The organism is Geodermatophilus sp. SYSU D00705 (assembly GCF_054050135.1).
Window position 1 is genome coordinate 83,611 of sequence record NZ_JBJGYT010000008.1, and the last position, 18,475, is coordinate 102,085.

Sequence of the window (18,475 nt, forward strand, 5' to 3'; positions counted from 1 at the left end):
GGCCTACCCCCGGTGGCCTCGGCGCACCCGGGCCAGCCGGACGGCCGCGGCCCTGGCCTTCGCCAGGTCGGCGGGGGTGTCGCAGTCGGTCCACGGTGGCGGCTGCCCCGGCTGCACCGGTGGGTGCAGGCGGCGCACCGCCAGTGGGGCGAGGACCTTCCGCACCGACGTGGGGCCGGAGACGTCCGCGACCGCGGCGCGCAGCGCGTCGGTGCGCCACACGCCGAGCAGCAGCTGATCGCGGTCGGTGTCGTCCACGACGAGGACCCCGTCGCCGGTCAGCCGCTCCCGCAGGGCCCGGATCAGCCCGGGCGTGAGGAAGGGCAGGTCGCCGGCGAGCAGGGCGACGACGCCGGTGGACACGGCGGTGAGCCCGGCGCGCATGGCCGCGACCGGGCCGCCACGGGGCGGCTCCTCCCGGACGACGACGACGCCGGGCGGCACCGGCTGCGGCGGGCCGACCACCACCCGCGGGTCGGCGTCGGCGACCGCGGCCAGCACCGCGGCGAGCATCGGGCGGCCGCCGACGTCCAGTTGCGGTTTGGCCTGGCCGCCCATCCGCGCCGCGCGGCCGCCGGCGAGGACGACGGCGGCGTACGGCGGCAGCGAGGACACACCGCGAACCGTAGGGGCCGCACGTGGGTACCGTCGCCCTCCGTGGGACGAGTCACGAGCCGGACGCCGGTGCTGCGGATCCGCGGCGCGGCGCGCACCACCCGCCCGGACACCGTGGCGGCCGAGGAGCCGCTGGAGATCCGGCTGTCGGGGACGCCGCTCGCGGTGACCATGCGCACGCCCGGGCACGACTTCGACCTGGTGCACGGCTTCCTGCTCACCGAGGGCGTCATCGGCAGCAGCGACGACGTGCTGGGCCTGCGCTACTGCGACTCGGTGGACGTCGAGGGCCGCAACACCTACAACGTCGTCGACGTCGACCTGGCCCCCGGTGTGGCGGCGCCCGACACCGCGCTGGACCGCAACTTCTACACGTCCAGCTCCTGCGGGGTGTGCGGCAAGGCCAGCATCGACGCGATCCGCACGAGGACCCGGTACGACGTCGCCGGCGACGGCACGCGGCTGGCGCTGGAGACGCTGCTCGCGCTGCCCGACCGGTTGCGCGCGGCCCAGCAGGTGTTCGACAAGACCGGGGGGCTGCACGCCGCCGGCCTCTTCACCTCCGACGGCGAGCTGGTGGCCCTGCGCGAGGACGTCGGCCGGCACAACGCGGTCGACAAGGTCGTCGGGGACGCGGTGCGCTCGGGCGGCCTGCCGCTGGCCGGGCACGTGCTGATGGTCAGCGGCCGGGCCAGCTTCGAGCTGACCCAGAAGGCGGCGATGGCCGGCATCCCGGTGCTGGCCGCGGTCTCGGCGCCGTCGTCCCTGGCGGTGGAGCTGGCGGCCGACGTCGGGATCACCCTGGTCGGCTTCCTCCGCGGCGACGGCTGCAACGTCTACACCTGCACCGAGCGGCTGGTCCTCCCGGAGTAGGAGAGCCGTCCGGCACGAGGCGGATGCCGCCCTGCGAGGCGGTGGACCGACGGCGGGCCCGGAGGCTTTCCGGCGGGTCGCCGGAGTGGGCTCAGCGCCGGTCGGGGACGGCACGTGGCCGCGGTGTCGTCCGGAGGAGGACGTCAGACGTGGTCGCCGCCGCGGAGCTGGCTGACCACGTGCGGAAGCAGCGGGCCGAGCACGGCGAGCCCGTCGCGCACCCCGCCGGTGGAGCCGGGGAGGTTGACGATGAGGGTCCGCCCGGCCGTGCCGGCCACACCGCGGGAGAGCACCGCCGTGGGCACCGCCGGCTCGCCGTACCGGCGCACGGCCTCGGCCAGGCCGGGTGCCTCGCGCTCCAGGACGGCGCGGGTCGCCTCCGGGGTGACGTCGGTGGGGGAGAGCCCCGTGCCGCCGGTGGTGAGGACGACGTCGGCGCCGGACGCGACCGCCTGGCGCAGCACCACCTCGAGCTCGGCGACGTCGTCGGGGCGCACGTGCGGGCCCTCCACGGCGAACCCCAGCGCGCGCAGTCCCTCGGCCAGCGCCTGCCCGCTGCGGTCCTCGTAGACCCCGGCGGCGGCCCGGTTGGACGCGGTGACGACGACGGCGCGGGCGCCCTCGGGGAGGGTCACCGCCGCCACTCGCCGCTCTTGCCGCCGGACTTCGCCAGCAGCCGGACGTCGGTGATCGACGCCCGCGGGTCGACGGCCTTGACCATGTCGATCACGGTGAGCCCGGCGACGGCGACCGAGGTGAGGGCCTCCATCTCGACGCCGGTGCGGTCGGCGGTGCGGGCGGTGGCGGTGATCTCCACGGCGTCGTCGGCGACGGTCACGTCGACGGTGACGCCGTGCAGGGCGATGGGGTGACACAGCGGCACGAGGTCCGGGGTGCGCTTGGCCCCGGCGATGCCGGCGATCCGCGCGACGGCGACGGCGTCACCCTTGGGCACACCCTCCCCGCGCAGCAGCGCGACCACCTCGGGGCTGACCAGGACCCGGCCGGCGGCGGTCGCCTCGCGGGCGGTGACCGGCTTCGCCGAGACGTCCACCATGCGGGCGGCCCCGGCGGCGTCCACGTGGGTCAGCCGCGCCTCGGCGAGGGGCGAGTGCACGCCGTCCTCGCGGGTCGGGTTGTCCGCCGTCGGGTCGATGCTGGCCGGGTCACCGGTCACTGGAGCGCTCCTTCGATCAGCACGACGTCCACCTGGGCGCCGGCGGGCAGTTCGGTGACGTCCTCGGGGACGACCACCAGGCAGTTGGCGCGGGCCAGGTGTGCCACCAGGTGCGACCCGGGCCCACCGACCTGGGAGACCCGGCCGGCGTCGTAGCGGCCGCGCAGGAACTGGCGGCGGCCGGCGGGGGAGCGCAGCGGCGCGGTGAGGGTGGCCGGTGCCCGCAGCCGGCCCGGGCTCGCGTGGCCCAGCGCCCGGCGCAGCGCCGGCCGGACGAACACCTCGAAGGAGACGAAGGAGCTGACCGGGTTGCCGGGCAGGGTGACCACGGGGACGCCGTCGACGGTGCCGGCGCCTTGGGGCCCGCCGGGCTGCATGGCGACCTTGACGAACTCGACGGTGCCCAGGGCGCGGAAGGCGTCCTTGACCACCTCGTAGGCGCCGGCGCTGACCCCGCCGCTGGTGACGAGCAGGTCGGCGGTTGCCAGCTCGGCGCGGACGGTGGCGAGGAACTGGTCGACGTCGTCGGGGACGAAGTGCAGGCGCCGAGCCGTGCCGCCGGCGTCCTCCACCGCGGCGACCAGCAGCGCGGAGTTCGACTCGTAGATCTGGCCGGGCAGCAGCGGCGCCCCGGGTTCGACCAGCTCGCTGCCGGTGGAGAGCACCAGCACCCGCGGACGGCGGCGGACCCACACGGTGCGCGCCCCGACGGCGGCGGCCAGGCCCAGCTGGGCGGCGCCGAGCGCGGTCCCGGCGGTGAGCGCGACCGCGCCGGCGGCGATGTCCTCGCCCGCGGCGCGCAGGTGGGTGCCGGCCGCGGGCGCGTCCCGGATCTCCACGACGTCGGTGCCGCCGTCGGTGAGCTCGACCGGGACGACGACGTCGGCACCCGCGGGCAGGGGCGCGCCGGTCATGATCCGCTGGACCGTGCCCACGGCGAGTGGGCGGACGTCGGTGCGCCCGGCGGGGATGTCGTCGGCCACCGGCAGCCGGACGGGGAGGACCGACACCTCCGACCAGCGCGCGGCGTAGCCGTCCATCGCGGAGTTGTCGAACCCCGGCAGCGCCACCCGGGCCGTCACGTCGCGGGCCAGCACGCGGTTGTGCGCGGCGGCGAGCTCGACCTCCTCCTCGGGCAGGGCGGGCAGCAGCGCCGCGACGACCGCCTGGTGTTCCTCGACCGTGCGCACGGGGCACATCCTGACCGATCCCCGCCGTACGTACCCGGGAGGGCGCCGCACGGGGTCCTCGAGGCCCTACGAGCGCTTCCCGGAGAACAGGTGGGGAGATCCCGCAGACCGACGACGTGGGGCCCGGTCAGTTGACCGGGGCCCACGTGCCCTGGCGTCGAGCCCGACGTCGACCCCAGCCGGTCGCAACCGGCTCAGTCGGTGGAACCAGGCTGCGCCAACCGGCGGGGTCAGCGCGCGGGCTCCTCGGCCGTGGTCGCCGCTCGGCGCGGAGCCGGGACACCGGGCGCGGCCGGTCGGACGTTCGGGTTGTGCTGGAACACGTTCTCCGGGTCCCATGCGGCCTTGAGCGCAGCCAGTCGGCGGTATTTCCGCTCCCCGTAGGAGGCGCGCACCCGTCGCTCCTCGGTGTCGCTCTCGAAGTTGAGGTAGGCGCTCTCATCAGCGGCGTACGGCCGCAGCGCCTGCCACAGATCCCGGACCCAGGCGCGGTCGGCCGCATGGCTCTCCTCGTCCCAGGCGAGGCCAAGCAGGGCCGCCGCCCAACGCGCGCTGCGAGGGCTGCCCCAGGCCGTGGCGTCGTCGGGGATCTCGGAGTATCGGCCCCGCAGGGTGAACATCGGCACGCAGGACATGGGGGAGCGTCTGCGCGGCAGCCGCTCGAGCAGGATCTCGATCGCCTCGTCCGGCAGGTCGTCGAAGTTCAGGCTCTTGGCGTAGGCGCGGATGCCCCACGGTTCGCCGTTGTCGAGCACCTGCTGCAACGCCACGTGCGGCAGAGGCGTGACCATGTCGAACAGCGGTCTGCGCTCCCGCAGCGGCGCCACCGCGGCGGCGTGTTGCTCCGCACTGCCCCAGTTGGCGACGAGCACGGCGATGCCGGGTGTGCCGCGGTGGTGCTCCGGGACGAACGGCTCCGGCGGTGCGGACAGCGCCGCGACCACCGCGCCCATGTCCTCCGGCAGCTCGAACAGGTACTCCCGGGCGAAGGCCAGTGGTGCGGCGGCGTCGGCAACGGACCAGAAGAACAGCCCCAGGTTCGCCATCGGGTCCACCTCGTGCAGGGCGAACACCAGCTCGGTCACGACGCCGAAGTTGGTGCCGGCTCCACGCAGAGCCCACATGAGGTCGGGCTCGGCCTGGTCGGAGGCGACCACGGTACGGCCGTCGGCGGTGACCAGCGTGGCTGCGACCAGGTTGTCGCAGGCGAGGCCCTGCTGGGACATCAACCAACCCATGCCGCCGCTGAGTGTCAGCCCGGCGACGCCGGTGTGGCTGACCGTGCCACCGACGACTGCGAGGCGGTGCTGGGCGGTCGCGGCGTCCACGGCGGCCCAGGACGCGCCCCCGCCGACGTATGCGCGACGCGTCTCCGGGTCCACCCGTACGTGGTTCATCCGGGACAGGTCGATCATCACCGCGCGCTCTTCGACGCAGCTGCCCGCTGCGCTGTGCCCGCCGCCGCGCACGGTCACATCCGTCCCGGTCTCCCGGGCGAGGGCGATCGTCGCGGCTACGTCCTCGGCCGAGCCGGGACGCACGATCAGCGCCGGCTGGCGCGTGATCGCCCCGTTCCAGACCGCCTCAGCTCGTGCGCTGACGAACCCGTCGTCGGCTGGCCGCAGCACCTCCGCCCGGACGGTCCGGAGGAAGCGGGTGATAGAGGAGTCGTCGAGAGGCATCTGTGCCCCCTCTGGTGGGACATCGCTCCCACGGTGAGTGCGCGCTGGGAGCGACCAACCCTTGCACCCGCGGCCGCCGTGGGGCTGCCCATGTGTCCGCCCGTCCAGGCTCGCCGCTGCGCCTCCCGCGCGTGGTGACGCAGGGCACGCGGCAGGTGTGGCACGGCCACCGGCGGGTCAGTCCGGTGGACGGGATCAGATCTCGATGGGACGGCCGGCCGGCGAAGGAGAGCGGGGGCGTCGTGACGTGGTGGAGGACGGCGGCCGACGGCGGCTGCTCGAGCACGTGCCGGACGGCGTCCTGCTCACCCCCGCGGGCGTCGCCGCCGCCGCGGACCGGCTCGCGACCGCGCGGGTCGTGAGCCTGCAGCTGCAGCGGCCCGGGCCGGCCGTGCGGGCGGCCCTGGAGCGGGTGTCTCCCGGGGCGGTGGTGGTCACCGACGGGGCGCCCGAGGACGACGCCTCCCGCACGGCCGTGCTCGCCCGGGCCGACGTCGTCCGCGCCGACGCCGCCGAGGCCGAGCTGCTCACCGGCCGGCCGCTGGACGGGGTCGCACCGGAGGACGCCGCGTGGGCGGCAGCGGCGGCCGCCGCCCTCACCGTGGTCCACGCCGGCGGCTGGACCTGTGCCCGGACGCGCTGGAGGACCTCGTGCGCCGGTCCCGGCCGGCCTGAGCCATCCCGGGATGAGCCCCGGTGCCGCCGCGGCTAGGGTCGCCGGAGGCGAGTGGGAGGCGGAGACGTGGCCGAGTTCGAGAAGATGCTGGCGGCGAACGAGCAGTGGGCCCGGGACTTCCCCGGCGAGCTCCCGGTGCGGCCGGCGCGCAAGGTGGCCGTCGTCGCCTGCATGGACTCCCGGATGCCGCTGTTCCCCCTGCTGGGCCTGGCGGTCGGCGACGCGCACGTCATCCGCAACGCCGGCGGGGTGATCACCGAGGACACGATCCGCTCCCTCACCATCTCCCAGCACCTGCTGGACACCCGCGAGATCGTGCTCGTGCACCACACCAACTGCGGCCTGCAGGCCACCGACGACACCTCGTTCGCCGACCTGGTGGAGCGGGCGACCGGGCGCCGCCCGCCGTGGGCCGCCCGCGCCTTCACCGACCCGGAGAGCGACGTGCGCGAGTCGATGCGGCTGCTGCGCGACTCTCCCTACCTGGTGTCCCGGGAGGTCTGGGGCAGCGTCTACGACGTCGCCACGGGCCGGTTGCACCCGGTCGCGCTGGAGGACTGAGTCCCGCGTCACCCGCCCGGTCGTCTCCGCCCCGGGGACGGCGGTCGGCCGGCTGGTATCGTGATCGGCTGGCGCGCGGGCCGGCTGGTGTCCGCGCGCGCTGCACCGTCTCCCGTGTTCGGTGAGGCGATCCCACCAGCCGATCCGACGACGACGGAGGACACGAGCGCCGTGCGCACGTACACCCCCAAGCCCGGCGAGGTCAGCCGGGCCTGGCACGTCATCGACGCCACTGACGTGGTGCTCGGTCGACTCGCCAGCCAGACCGCGATCCTGCTCCGCGGCAAGCACAAGCCCCAGTACGCCCCGCACGTGGACGTCGGCGACTTCGTCGTCATCATCAACGCCGGCAAGGTGGCGCTGACGGGCACCAAGCGCGACGACAAGATGGCCTACCGCCACTCCGGCTACCCGGGCGGTCTCAAGACCATCCCGGTCGGCGACCAGCTGCGCACCCACCCCGACCGCGTCATCGAGCGCGCGATCAAGGGCATGCTGCCGCACAACAGCCTGGGCCGTCAGATGCTCAAGAAGCTGAAGGTGTACGCCGGGCCGGAGCACCCGCACGCCGCGCAGCAGCCCCAGACCTACGAGATCAAGCAGGTGGCCCAGTGACCAGCGCACTGACCGTGACCGACGCCGAGGGGCGTCCGGTGCAGACCGTCGGCCGGCGCAAGGAGGCCGTGGTCCGCGTGCGGCTGCTGCCGGGCACCGGCCAGTTCCGCCTCAACGGCCGCACCATCGAGGAGTACTTCCCGAACAAGGTGCACCAGCAGCTCATCCGTGAGCCGTTCGTGATCCTCGAGAAGGCCGAGCAGTACGACGTCGTCGGCATCCTCCGGGGTGGCGGCGTCAGCGGGCAGGCCGGCGCGCTGCGCCTGGCGATCGCCCGCGCGCTGGTCGAGGTCGAGGCCGAGGACCGTCCGGCCCTCAAGAAGGCCGGCTTCCTGACTCGTGACGCCCGCGTCACCGAGCGCAAGAAGTACGGCCTCAAGAAGGCCCGCAAGGCGCCTCAGTACTCGAAGCGCTGACCGGTACGTCCGTGGGTCGCCTGTTCGGGACCGACGGCGTCCGGGGTCGGGCCAACGCCGACCTCACGCCGGAGTTGGCCCTCGCGGTGGCACGTGCCGCCGCTGGCGTGCTCGCCGACCGCGACGGGACCTCGCGTCCCGTCGCGGTCGTCGGCCGCGACCCCCGCGCCAGCGGGGAGATGCTCGAGGCCGCCGTCGTGGCGGGCCTCGCCAGCGCCGGTGCGGAGGTGCTGCGGGCCGGGGTGCTGCCCACCCCGGCGATCGCGCACCTGACCGCCTCCACCGGCGCGGACCTCGGCGTGATGATCTCCGCCAGTCACAACCCGATGCCGGACAACGGCATCAAGCTGTTCAGCCGCGGCGGCCACAAGCTGCCCGACGCCGTCGAGGCGGCGATCGAGCAGGTCGTCACCACCGGCGACACGACCGGCCACCGCCCGACCGGGGGTGAGATCGGTCGCGTCCGCGACCTCGCGGGCGCGGGCGCCACCTACGTCGAGCACCTGCTGTCGACCGTGGCGCAGCCCCTGACCGGCCTGACGCTCGTCGTCGACTGCGCCCACGGCGCCGCGGCGACCGTCGCCCCCGAGGTCTACCGCCGGGCCGGCGCCGCCGTCCACGTCATCGGCGGCGAGCCCGACGGCTGGAACATCAACGACGGCATCGGCTCCACGCACCTCGGCCCGCTGACCGAGGCCGTCCGTGCCCACGGCGCCGACCTCGGCATCGCCCACGACGGCGACGCCGACCGCTGCCTCGCGGTCACCGCCGACGGCGAGGTCGTCGACGGCGACGCGATCCTCGCCGTGTGCGCGCTCGCGCTCAAGGAGCGCGGTGAGCTGGCCGGCGACACGGTCGTGGCCACGGTGATGAGCAACCTGGGCTTCCACCACACGATGCGCGCCGCCGGGATCTCGGTGCACACCACCGCCGTCGGCGACCGCTACGTCCTCGAGGCGCTGCGCGACCGCCGGCTCAGCCTCGGCGGGGAGCAGAGCGGGCACCTGGTGTTCCTCGACCACGCCACCACCGGCGACGGCCTGCTCACCGGTCTGTCGCTGCTGTCCCGCATGGCGGCGACCGGGTCGTCGCTGGCCGAGCTGGCGTCGGTGGTGCACCGGCTGCCGCAGACGCTGGTCAACGTCCCGGTCAAGGACCGCCTGGCGGTCGTGGAGAGCAGCGAGGTGGCCGACGCGGTCAACGCCTGCGAGGCCGAGCTCGGCGACGACGGCCGGGTGCTGCTGCGCCCGTCCGGCACCGAGCAGCTGGTGCGCGTGATGGTCGAGGCGCCCACCCAGGAGCAGGCCGACCACATCGCGGCCCGGCTGGCCGAGGTCGTCTCCGCCGTCGACTGAGAGGGTCGACCGGGTCGTCCCGGAGTGAGGCGAGCGTCTCGTCACCGGTACGGGTGAGCGGGCCCGCGCGCGACGGATCGGTCCCGTTCCGCCGGTACTCTCGGGACAATGTGCGGAATCGTGGGATACGTCGGCCCGCAGAACGCCCTGGACGTCGTCCTGGAGGGTCTGCGCCGTCTCGAGTACCGGGGGTACGACTCGGCCGGGGTCGCCGTCGTCGCTGACGGGACGATGGCGACGGCGAAGAAGGCCGGCAAGCTGGCGAACCTGGAGAAGGTGCTCGTCGACACGCCGCTGCCCGCCGCGACGATCGGCATCGGGCACACCCGGTGGGCGACCCACGGTGGCCCCACCGACCGCAACGCGCACCCCCACCTGTCGGCCGACGGCACGGTGGCGGTGATCCACAACGGCATCATCGAGAACTTCGCCGCCCTGCGCGCCGAGTGCGAGGCCGCCGGCGTCGAGTTCAGCTCCGAGACCGACACCGAGGTCGCCGCCCACCTGCTCGCCACGGCGTACGCGCAGACCCCGGGGGGGCCCGGGCGGCTGGCCGAGGCGATGCGGGCGGTGAGCAACCGCCTGGAGGGCGCCTTCACGCTGGTCGCCTCGCACGTCGACGAGCCCGACACCCTGGTCGCCTCCCGCCGCAACAGCCCGCTCGTGGTCGGCGTCGGCGACGGCGAGTACTTCCTCGGGTCCGACGTCGCCGCGTTCATCTCCCACACCCGCGAGGCCCGGGAGCTCGGGCAGGACCAGGTCGTCGAGATCGACCGGACCCGCGGGCTCACCGTGACCGACTTCGCCGGCACCGTCGTCGAGCCGACCGCCTACACCGTCGACTGGGACGCCGACGCCGCCGAGAAGGGCGGCCACGACTGGTTCATGCTCAAGGAGATCGCCGAGCAGCCGCAGGCGGTCGCCGACACCCTGCTGGGCCGGCTGGGCGACACCGGTGAGCTCGTGCTCGACGAGGTGCGCCTGTCCGACCAGGAGCTGCGCGAGATCGACAAGGTGTTCGTCGTCTCCTGCGGCACCTCGTACCACGCGGGGCTGATCGCGAAGTACGCGATCGAGCACTGGACCCGCATCCCGGTCGAGGTCGAGGTGGCCAGCGAGTTCCGCTACCGCGACCCGGTCCTCGACCGCTCCACGCTCGTGGTGGTCATCAGCCAGTCCGGCGAGACCATGGACACGCTGATGGCGCTGCGCCACGCCCGCGAGCAGAAGGCGCGCACGCTGGCCATCTGCAACGTCAACGGCTCGACCATCCCGCGGGAGTCCGACGCCGTCCTGTACACGCACGCCGGGCCGGAGATCGCCGTCGCCTCGACGAAGAGCTTCCTGGCGCAGATCGTCGCCTGCTACCTCGTGGGGCTCTTCCTCGCGCAGGTCCGCGGGGTCAAGTACGCCGACGAGGTCGCCTCGATCGTCGCCGACCTGCGCCGCATGCCGGAGGCGGTCCGCGAGGTGCTCACCCAGATGGAGCCCGTCCGCGAGCTGGGCCGCTCCCTGGCCGACGCCGACACGATCCTCTTCCTCGGCCGGCACGTGGCCTTCCCGGTGGCCCTGGAGGGCGCGCTCAAGCTCAAGGAGCTCGCCTACATCCACGCCGAGGGCTTCGCCGCGGGCGAGCTCAAGCACGGCCCGATCGCGCTGATCGACCAGGGCACCCCGGTGGTCGTCGTCGTCCCGTCGCCGCGGGCCCGCGAGTCGGTGCACGGCAAGGTCGTCTCCAACATCCAGGAGGTCCGCGCCCGCGGCGCCCGCACGATCGTGATCGCCGAGGAGGGCGACGAGGACGTCGTCCCCTACGCCGACCACGTCATCCGCGTGCCCCGGACGCCGACGCTGATGGCGCCGATCGTCACCACGGTCCCGCTGCAGGTGCTGGCCTGCGAGATCGCCGACACCCGCGGGTACGACGTCGACCAGCCGCGCAACCTGGCCAAGTCCGTCACCGTCGAGTAGAAGGCCCCGGCTGCTCCCCGCGATCGAAGGACACCGTCCCTCTCACCCCTCACGCGCTCGGGATGAGCCTCCGGACGGGGCCGGGCAGACTGGCGCCGTGATCATCGGGGTCGGGATCGACGTCGTGCCCGTGGACCGCTTCGCCGAGTCGCTGACCCGCACGCCGGGGCTGCGCAACCGGCTGTTCACCGCGGCGGAGCAGAGCACCCCGTCGGGGACGCCGCGCACCGGGGAGTCGCTGGCCGCCCGCTTCGCCGCCAAGGAGGCCCTCGCCAAGGCCCTCGGTGCGCCGGGTGACCTGCACTGGCACGACGCCGAGGTCACCGTCGGCGAGAACGGCCGGCCGCACCTGGCGGTCAGCGGCACCGTGGCCGGGCGCGCCGCGCAGCTGGGCGTGAGCTCGTGGCACGTGTCGCTGAGCCACGACGGCGGCATCGCCTCGGCCGTGGTGGTCGCGGAGGGCTTCCCCCGCGTGGAGGACGGGCATCCGTGATCGGGCTTTACACGGCCGCCGAGGTGCGGGCGGCGGAGGCGCCGCTGCTGGCCGCCACCCGCGAGGGCGTGCTGATGCAGCGGGCCGCGACGGGCCTCGCGACGGTCTGCCTGCGGCTGCTGGACCGGGCGCACGGCGCCCGCGTCACCGCGCTCGTGGGCGCCGGCAACAACGGCGGGGACGCGCTGTACGCCGGGGCGCAGCTGGCCCGGCGCGGAGCGCGGGTGACCGCCGTCCTCCTGGACGCCGACCGCGCGCACCCCGGTGGCCTGGCGGCGCTGCGGGCCGCCGGCGGCCGGGTCACCGGGCCCGACGGGGACACCGGGCTGGAGCGGGCCGAGCTCGTCCTCGACGGGATCGTCGGCATCGGCGGCACCGGCGGACTGCGCCCGGCCGCGGCCGCGCTGGTCGAGCGCGCGGTGGCCGGCCCCGGGCTGCTGGTGGCGGTCGACGTCCCCAGCGGGGTGGACGCGAGCACCGGGGCCGTCCCCGGGGTGGCGGTCCCGGCGCAGCACACGGTCACCTTCGGCGCGGTGAAGGCCGGGCTGGTGGTGGGGGAGGGCCGCGGCCACGCCGGCGTCGTCCACCTGGTCGACATCGGCCTGGACGCCACGCTGCCGGCGCCCACGGTCCGGCGGCTGACCGACGCCGCCGCCGCCGCCCGCATCCGCCCGCCGGAGGCGGGGGACGACAAGTACTCCCAGGGCGTGGTCGGCATCGTCGCGGGCTCCTCGACCTACCCGGGCGCCGGCGTGCTGTGCACGGGCGCGGCGCTGCGCACCCGGCCGGGGTTGGTCCGCTACGCCGGGACGGCGGCCGAGGGGGTGCGGGCCGCCTGGCCCGAGGCGATCGTCACCTCCGGCAGGCCCGCGGACGCCGGACGCGTGCAGGCGTGGGTGGTCGGGCCCGGCATGGGCACCGACGACGACGCCCGTAGCGTGCTGGCCGAGGTGCTCGCGACCGACCTGCCGGTGCTGGTGGACGCCGACGCCCTCACGATGGCCGCGCAGCAGCCGGAGCTGGTGCGCGGCCGCGGAGCCCCCACGGTGCTCACCCCGCACGACCGGGAGTTCGCCCGGTTCGGGGCTGAGGTGGGTCCCGACCGGATCGGGGCGGCCCGCCGGCTGGCCGCTGACCTGGGCGCCGTCGTCCTGCTCAAGGGCGAGGCCACCGTCGTCGCCGCCCCCGACGGCACCGCGTTCGTCAACGGCACCGGCACCCCGTGGCTGGCCACGGCGGGCACCGGCGACGTGCTGTCGGGCATCGGCGGTGCCCTGCTGGCCACCGGCCTGCCCGCGGTCGAGGCGGCCGCGGTCGCGGCGCACGTGCACGGGCGGGCGGGGCAGCTGGCCGCCGAGGAGGGACCGCTGGTCGCCGGTGACCTGGTCCGCCGGCTGCCCGCGACGCTGGCCCGCCTGCACCGGTCGCCCAGGGGAGGCCTGGGAGACTCGGAGGCGTGACGAGCGGAGCCCGAGCGGAAGTCGTCGTCGACCTGGACGCCATCGCGGCCAACACCGCGGTGCTGCGGGAGCGGGTCGGCCGGCCGCTCATGGCGGTGGTCAAGGCCGACGGCTACGGGCACGGCATGGTGCCCGCCGCGCGGGCGGCCCTGGCCGGCGGCGCCGACGCGCTGGGCGTGGCGGTGGTGGAGGAGGCGCTCGCGCTGCGGGCCGCCGGGGTCACGGCGCCCGTGCTGGCCTGGCTGAACGGGCCCGGGGAGGACTTCGCGGCCGCCCTCTCCGCCGACGTCGAGGTCTCGGTCAACGCCGTCTGGGGGCTGGCCGAGGTGGTCGCCGCGGCCCGGGCCACCGGCCGCCCCGCACGCCTGCACCTGAAGATCGACACCGGGCTCTCCCGGGGCGGGGCGACGTTGGAGCAGTGGCCCGACCTGGTCACCGCCGCCGCCCGCGCGCAGGCCGACGGCGACGTCGAGGTCGTCGGGCTGTGGAGCCACCTCGCCTACGCCGACGCACCGACCCACCCGACGATCGGCCTGCAGGTGGGGGTCTTCGAGCAGGCCGTGGCCGTCGCCCGCGACGCCGGCCTCACCGGCGCCCGCCGGCACCTGGCCAACTCCGCGGCGACCGTCGCCCTGCCCGACACCTGGTTCGACATGGTCCGCCCCGGGGTCGCCATCTACGGGCTGGACCCGCTCGGCGGCGACCCGGCGGCTCACGGGCTGCGCCCGGCGATGACCGTGCAGGCGCGGGTGATGCTCACCAAGCGGGTGCCCGCCGGTGTCGGCGTCTCCTACGGGCACACGTACTCGCCGGAGGCCGAGACCACGCTGGCCGTCGTGCCGGTGGGCTACGCCGACGGCGTGCCGCGGGCGGGGGGCAACCGGGCGCCGGTGCTGGCCGGTGGCCGGCAGCGGACGATCGCCGGTCGCGTGTGCATGGACCAGTTCGTGCTGGACGTCGGCGACGACGCGGTGGCCCCCGGCGACCCCGTCGTCCTCTGGGGTCCGGGGACCGGCGGCGAGCCGACCGCGCAGCAGTGGGCCGACGCGGTCGAGACCATCCACTACGAGCTGGTCGCCCGCATCGGCGGCCGCTTCGTGCGCCGCCACGTCGGCTCGGCGGGCGCCGTCTGATGGCGGCGGCGAGGAAGGCCCCCGCGAGGAGGTCCCCGGCGAAGGGCTCGACGGCGAAGGGGCTGGCCGGCCACCGCGCCGGCATCGTCGGCGCGGTGCTCGGGCTGGCCGCGGCCGGCACCGCCGTCGGGGTCGCGGTCAGCCGGGCCGCGGCGCGCCGGGTCGGCGCCGAGCGGCTGGGGTCGGCGGCCGGACTGCCGCCGGGCCGCACGGACGCCGAGCTGCGCGAGGACGACCCGCTGGGTGCCGCCTCCCGGCCGGCCGACCGCACCGCGCTGGTGCAGGCCGACGACGGCGTGCTCCTGCACGTCGAGGAGATCGGCCCGGCCGACGCGCCGCTGACCGTGGTCTTCGTGCACGGCTACACGCTGTCGATGGCGTCGTGGACGTTCCAGCGGCGGACGCTGGCCGCCGAGCTCGCCACCGCCAACGGCTCCCGCCCCCAGGCCCGGCTGGTCTTCTACGACCAGCGGGGCCACGGCGCCTCCGGCCGCGGCACGGCCGCGCACGCCACCGTGGCGCAGCTGGGCCGCGACCTGGAGGCGGTCCTGCGGGCGCGGGTGCCCTCCGGCCCGGTCGTCCTCGTCGGTCACTCCATGGGCGGGATGACCGTCATGTCGCTGGCGAAGCTGCGACCGGAGCTGTTCGGGACCCGGGTCGTGGGCGCGGCTCTGCTGAGCACGTCGAGCGGCAACCTCGCCGACCTCGACTTCGGCATGCCGGAGTTCCTCACCCGGGTGCGGGCGGCCGTCCTGCCGGTCGCGGCGTTCACGATGCGCCGCCGTCCGGCCCTCGCGGAGCGGACCCGCCGGCTCGCCGCCGACCTGATCTCGTACGTGACGTGGTCGCTGTCGTTCGCCTCGGCGGACGTCGACCCGGCGCTGGGCCGCTACGTCGACTCGATGATCGCCGGCACCCCGGTCGAGGTGATCGCGGAGTTCTACCCGGCGCTGGCCGGCCTCGACGAGAGCGGGTCGCTCGAGCCGCTGCGCGCCGTCCCGACCCTCGTGCTGACCGGTGCCAAGGACACGCTGATCCCCAGCGCGCACAGCGACGCGATCGTCGAGCTGCTCGGCGGGGCGGGCACGCCGGGGGTGGAGTACGTCGTCGTCCCGGACGCCGGCCACATGGTGCTGCTGGAGAAGCCCGACGAGGTGACCGGTGCCCTGTCGGCGCTGCTGCGCCGGGTGGTGGCCGAGCGCCCGGCGGTCGCGGGCGGGTAGTCGGTCGTCGGCGGCTCAGCGCGACGGCACGGGCGTGCCCGTGCGCGCGGCCCGGACGACGTCGTCGACGGCGCGGGCGGCCACGGCAGCGCCGCGTTCCTCGTCCAGCAGGCCGACGTGGCTGACGTCCGCCTCGCGCCGGCCGCTGTTGGTCGACAGCGCCGCCATCCGGCCGTGGGCCTCGGAGAAGCCGGGCGCGTGGGGCGACCCCCTGGTGGTGACCACGACCAGCGGCGCGCTGCCGAGGCCGGTGAGGCGCTGAGCCTGGCCGAACACGGCCGGCATGGCGGCGTACTCGTCGCGCTGGTTGCGCCAGCCGCGCGGACCGGCCGCGAACGCCCGGAGCTGACCGGCGGCCGGCTCGGGCAGGGCGGACCAGGCGGCGGACGGGGCGAGGCGGCCGAGGCCCAGCCGCGCCAGGCCGGGCGCGATCGCGACCAGGGCCGGGGCGCCGGCGTCGGGAGAGACGGAGCCGGCCGTGGACCGGTAGGGGTCGGACGGGTCGAGCAGCGCCATCCCGGCCACCTGCCCGGGGTACTGCGCGGCGTAGACCATCGCGTAGCTGCCCCCGGTCGAGTGCCCGGCGAGGACGAACGGACCGTCCTCCCCGGCGCGGTCGAGCAGGGCGTGCAGGTCGGCCGCGACCTCGATGCCGTCCTGCACGTGGGGCAGGTCGTCACTCCAGCCCTGCCCCGCGCGGTCGTAGGCGCACACCCGGGTGGTGCGACCGACGACCGGTGCGATGCGGGCCCAGCTCGACGACATCGACCCGAGCCCGCCCAGCAGGACGACGGTGGGGCTGCCGGTGCCGGTGCAGTCCAGGTGCAGTCGGCGGCCGCCGACGTCGTAGCCCCGTCCTGGCATCGCGTCGTCGCCCTGAGAGGCGCGCACGAGGGTCTCCGCCATGCCGCCCACGGCCGCCAGCACCATGAGCGCCACGATCGGGTGGAGCAGCCGGCGGCCGCGGCGCGGGGCGAGCGAGCGGCGCACGCGCCGGCCCGACCACAGGGCCAGCACGAGCAGGGCCGGGGGCCACACCCACCCGGCGGCGGTCAGGCCGGCGTCGCCGGGCGCGACCGCCAGCAGCGCGAGCCCCGTCGCGGCCATCGCGGTCGCCGGGACCAGCGCCCAGCGCTGCGGCTGGTCGGTCCACCGGGACGACGCCACCGCGAGCACCGCCCACCCGAGCGCGAGACCGAGCAGGGCGGACCCGGTGACCACGTGCTCGCGGGCTCCGGCGACGACGACCAGGGTCAGGACGCCGGCCGCCACCAGGCCCGTGAGCAGCGAGCCCGCGACGACCCACCGGGTGCGCCCGGCCCGCGCTGCCGTGCCGGCTCGCGACGGCGGGAAGCGGTCCCTGGTGGTCGTCGGCACATCGGGGATGGTGGCACCGGGCGGCCCCGTAGGGTGCTGTCGTGGCCGCACCCCGTCCGCCCCGGTTCGACGCCGCCGCGGAGGAGGTGGCCCGCGTCGCCGCCGCCGCGCCGGACTGGGAGACGCTGGCCGCCGCGGCCCGGCCCTGCGTCGCCTGCCCCGAGCTGGCCGCCACCCGGCAGCACGTCGTGGTCGGCGACGTCCCGGCAGGCCGGCCGCGCCTGGCCCTGGTCGGCGAGGCGCCCGGCGCGCAGGAGGACGAGACCGGCCGCCCGTTCGTCGGCAGGTCCGGCGCGCTGCTCGACCAACTGCTCGCCGAGGCGGGGCTCGACCGCGGGCAGGCCGCCGTCCTCAACGTGGTGAAGTGCCGCCCGCCGGGCAACCGGACGCCGAAGGCGCCGGAGGTGGCCCGCTGCAGCGGCTGGCTGCGGCGCCAGCTGGAGCTGCTCGACCCGCCGGTGGTCGTGGCCTTGGGGCTGTCCTCGGCCAAGTGGTTCCTCGGGCCCCGCACGGTGCTGGCCGAGGCCCGCGGGCGGCCGCACGACGTCGAGGGGCGGGCGGTGTGGGCCACCTACCACCCGTCGGCGGCGATCCGGTTCGGGCCGAAGGGCGCGCCGCGGGCCGGGCTGCTGGCCGACCTGACCGCCGTCGCGGGGAGCCTGGCGTGAGGCGCGAGCACGTGCTGCCCACCCCGGAGGACACCCGGGCCCTCGGTGCGGCCCTGGCGGACCTCGCGCGCCCCGGTGACCTGGTGGTGCTGGTCGGTCCGCTGGGCGCGGGCAAGACCGCGCTCACCCAGGGGATCGGGCAGGCCCTCGGCGTCCGGGAGCCGGTCACCTCGCCGACGTTCGTCATCGCCCGCGTGCACCGCGGCGGCCGGCTGCCGCTGGTGCACGTCGACGCCTACCGGCTCGGCAGCGTCGCCGACGTCGACGACCTGGACCTCGACGCCTCGACCGAGGAGTCCGTGACCGTGGTCGAGTGGGGCCAGGGCCTGGTCGAGCGGCTGGCCGACGAGCACCTCGAGGTACGGCTGGACCGGCGGGACAACGACGTCCGGACAGCGCAGCTGGTGCCGCACGGCCCCGGCTGGGAGCAGCGCCTCGACGGCGGGCCGGCCGCGGGGGCGTGAGCGTGCGGGTGGAGCTGGTGCAGCTGAGCCCCGCGGCGTTGCGCGCCCTCGCCGGCGGCGACCTGACCGCGGCCGAGGCGAGCGCGCCGGTGCCGCTCAGCCGGTACCTCGCCGGGCCCGAGTGCCGCCCGGTGTGGGCGATGCGGGCGGCCCAGGTGGTCGCCGACCCGCCCAGCGCCGACTGGGTCACGCGGGTGGTCTGGGACCCCGACCGCCGCCTGGCCGTCGGGCGGGCCGGCTTCCACGGGCCGCCCGACGCCGCCGGCGTGGTCGAGGTCGGCTACTCGATCGACCCCGGGCACCGGCGGCGGGGGTACGCGCGGGCGGCGCTGCGGGCCCTGCTCGACCGGGCGGCCGCGGACCCGTGCGTCACCACCGTGCGGGCCTCCGTCGCGCCGGGCAACGTGGCCTCGCGGGACCTCGTGCTGGGCTCCGGCTTCGTCGCCGTGGGGGAGCAGGTGGACGAGGTGGACGGCCCGGAGGTCGTCTACGAGGTGGCCGCCGGCGCTCACCTAGGCTGAGCGGT

At 76.0% G+C, this 18,475-nt stretch carries 20 protein-coding genes; 14 read left to right on the top strand and 6 right to left on the bottom strand.

Annotated features, from left to right (window positions below):
- Positions 1-3 precede the first annotated feature (3 nt).
- Complete coding sequence (gene mobA, locus ACI78Q_RS08840) at positions 4-615, bottom strand: molybdenum cofactor guanylyltransferase (protein WP_456922953.1); 612 nt, start codon at positions 613-615, stop codon at positions 4-6.
- A 42-nt stretch (positions 616-657) separates the two neighbouring features.
- Here mobA and fdhD point away from each other — a divergent pair, with 42 nt between their 5' ends.
- Positions 658-1,488 carry a formate dehydrogenase accessory sulfurtransferase FdhD gene (gene fdhD, locus ACI78Q_RS08845; protein ID WP_456922954.1) on the top strand — a complete coding sequence of 277 codons (831 nt, stop codon included), beginning with the start codon at positions 658-660 and terminating at the stop codon, positions 1,486-1,488.
- A 143-nt stretch (positions 1,489-1,631) separates the two neighbouring features.
- Here the strand turns inward: fdhD and ACI78Q_RS08850 are convergent, their stop codons facing one another.
- From ACI78Q_RS08850 to ACI78Q_RS08865, 4 genes are all read right to left on the bottom strand, one after another.
- On the bottom strand, positions 1,632-2,123 hold the full coding sequence (locus ACI78Q_RS08850) for a MogA/MoaB family molybdenum cofactor biosynthesis protein (RefSeq protein ID WP_456922955.1): 492 nt from the start codon (positions 2,121-2,123) through the stop codon (positions 1,632-1,634).
- On the bottom strand, positions 2,120-2,665 hold the full coding sequence (gene moaC / locus ACI78Q_RS08855) for a cyclic pyranopterin monophosphate synthase MoaC (protein WP_456922956.1): 546 nt from the start codon (positions 2,663-2,665) through the stop codon (positions 2,120-2,122). The genes ACI78Q_RS08850 and moaC overlap by 4 nt, the downstream gene beginning before the upstream one ends.
- The gene (gene moeA, locus ACI78Q_RS08860) at positions 2,662-3,855 is read right to left on the bottom strand and encodes a molybdopterin molybdotransferase MoeA (protein ID WP_456922957.1); all 1,194 of its coding nucleotides are present in this window, start codon (positions 3,853-3,855) and stop codon (positions 2,662-2,664) included. The genes moaC and moeA overlap by 4 nt, the downstream gene beginning before the upstream one ends.
- Positions 3,856-4,085: 230 nt before the next feature.
- Positions 4,086-5,537, bottom strand: coding sequence for an FAD-binding oxidoreductase (locus ACI78Q_RS08865; protein WP_456922958.1), 1,452 nt, complete (start codon positions 5,535-5,537; stop codon positions 4,086-4,088).
- A gap of 247 nt (positions 5,538-5,784) precedes the next feature.
- On the opposite strand from ACI78Q_RS08865, the gene ACI78Q_RS08870 reads away from it, so the two are divergent.
- From ACI78Q_RS08870 to ACI78Q_RS08915, 10 genes are all read left to right on the top strand, one after another.
- Positions 5,785-6,249 (top strand): hypothetical protein, encoded by a 465-nt coding sequence (locus ACI78Q_RS08870; protein WP_456922959.1) that lies wholly within the window; start codon positions 5,785-5,787, stop codon positions 6,247-6,249.
- A 30-nt stretch (positions 6,250-6,279) separates the two neighbouring features.
- On the top strand, positions 6,280-6,774 hold the full coding sequence (locus ACI78Q_RS08875) for a beta-class carbonic anhydrase (RefSeq protein WP_456922960.1): 495 nt from the start codon (positions 6,280-6,282) through the stop codon (positions 6,772-6,774).
- Positions 6,775-6,945: 171 nt separating this feature from the next.
- Positions 6,946-7,389 carry a 50S ribosomal protein L13 gene (gene rplM, locus ACI78Q_RS08880; RefSeq protein ID WP_456922961.1) on the top strand — a complete coding sequence of 148 codons (444 nt, stop codon included), beginning with the start codon at positions 6,946-6,948 and terminating at the stop codon, positions 7,387-7,389.
- Entirely contained in the window at positions 7,386-7,805 is a 420-nt protein-coding gene (gene rpsI, locus ACI78Q_RS08885) for a 30S ribosomal protein S9 (RefSeq protein ID WP_456922962.1), read from the top strand. Before rplM ends, rpsI begins: the two co-directional genes overlap by 4 nt.
- A gap of 11 nt (positions 7,806-7,816) precedes the next feature.
- Complete coding sequence (glmM, locus tag ACI78Q_RS08890; RefSeq protein WP_456922963.1) at positions 7,817-9,160, top strand: phosphoglucosamine mutase; 1,344 nt, start codon at positions 7,817-7,819, stop codon at positions 9,158-9,160.
- Positions 9,161-9,268: 108 nt separating this feature from the next.
- Positions 9,269-11,131 carry a glutamine--fructose-6-phosphate transaminase (isomerizing) gene (gene glmS, locus ACI78Q_RS08895; protein WP_456922964.1) on the top strand — a complete coding sequence of 621 codons (1,863 nt, stop codon included), beginning with the start codon at positions 9,269-9,271 and terminating at the stop codon, positions 11,129-11,131.
- Between the two features lie 97 nt (positions 11,132-11,228).
- A complete protein-coding gene (locus tag ACI78Q_RS08900; protein ID WP_456922965.1) occupies positions 11,229-11,624 on the top strand; it encodes a holo-ACP synthase in 396 nt (131 codons plus the stop codon).
- Positions 11,621-13,084, top strand: coding sequence for an NAD(P)H-hydrate dehydratase (locus tag ACI78Q_RS08905; protein ID WP_456922966.1), 1,464 nt, complete (start codon positions 11,621-11,623; stop codon positions 13,082-13,084). Before ACI78Q_RS08900 ends, ACI78Q_RS08905 begins: the two co-directional genes overlap by 4 nt.
- Positions 13,081-14,217: an alanine racemase gene (gene alr, locus ACI78Q_RS08910; RefSeq protein WP_456922967.1), complete on the top strand. Its 1,137-nt coding sequence runs from the start codon at positions 13,081-13,083 to the stop codon at positions 14,215-14,217. Before ACI78Q_RS08905 ends, alr begins: the two co-directional genes overlap by 4 nt.
- Positions 14,217-15,440: an alpha/beta fold hydrolase gene (locus tag ACI78Q_RS08915; RefSeq protein ID WP_456922968.1), complete on the top strand. Its 1,224-nt coding sequence runs from the start codon at positions 14,217-14,219 to the stop codon at positions 15,438-15,440. The genes alr and ACI78Q_RS08915 overlap by 1 nt, the downstream gene beginning before the upstream one ends.
- Positions 15,441-15,455: 15 nt before the next feature.
- On the opposite strand, the gene ACI78Q_RS08920 is transcribed toward ACI78Q_RS08915, so the two are convergent.
- On the bottom strand, positions 15,456-16,817 hold the full coding sequence (locus ACI78Q_RS08920; protein ID WP_456922969.1) for an alpha/beta fold hydrolase: 1,362 nt from the start codon (positions 16,815-16,817) through the stop codon (positions 15,456-15,458).
- Between the two features lie 41 nt (positions 16,818-16,858).
- Between ACI78Q_RS08920 and ACI78Q_RS08925 the strand changes: the two genes are divergently transcribed.
- The 3 genes from ACI78Q_RS08925 to ACI78Q_RS08935 are packed head-to-tail and all read left to right on the top strand — an operon-like array spanning position 16,859 to position 18,470.
- The gene (locus tag ACI78Q_RS08925; protein ID WP_456922970.1) at positions 16,859-17,485 is read left to right on the top strand and encodes a uracil-DNA glycosylase; all 627 of its coding nucleotides are present in this window, start codon (positions 16,859-16,861) and stop codon (positions 17,483-17,485) included.
- Positions 17,482-17,949 (top strand): tRNA (adenosine(37)-N6)-threonylcarbamoyltransferase complex ATPase subunit type 1 TsaE, encoded by a 468-nt coding sequence (tsaE, locus tag ACI78Q_RS08930; RefSeq protein WP_456922971.1) that lies wholly within the window; start codon positions 17,482-17,484, stop codon positions 17,947-17,949. Before ACI78Q_RS08925 ends, tsaE begins: the two co-directional genes overlap by 4 nt.
- Positions 17,946-18,470 carry a GNAT family N-acetyltransferase gene (locus ACI78Q_RS08935; RefSeq protein WP_456922972.1) on the top strand — a complete coding sequence of 175 codons (525 nt, stop codon included), beginning with the start codon at positions 17,946-17,948 and terminating at the stop codon, positions 18,468-18,470. Before tsaE ends, ACI78Q_RS08935 begins: the two co-directional genes overlap by 4 nt.
- Positions 18,471-18,475 lie beyond the last annotated feature (5 nt).

Excerpts from the sequence above, each read along its gene's own strand:
- ACI78Q_RS08915 (WP_456922968.1), top strand. The coding sequence starts at position 14,217 with ATGGCGGCGGCGAGGAAGGCCCCCGCGAGGAGGTCCCCGGCGAAGGGC.
- ACI78Q_RS08865 (WP_456922958.1), bottom strand. The coding sequence starts at position 5,537 with ATGCCTCTCGACGACTCCTCTATCACCCGCTTCCTCCGGACCGTCCGG.
- glmS (WP_456922964.1), top strand. The coding sequence starts at position 9,269 with ATGTGCGGAATCGTGGGATACGTCGGCCCGCAGAACGCCCTGGACGTC.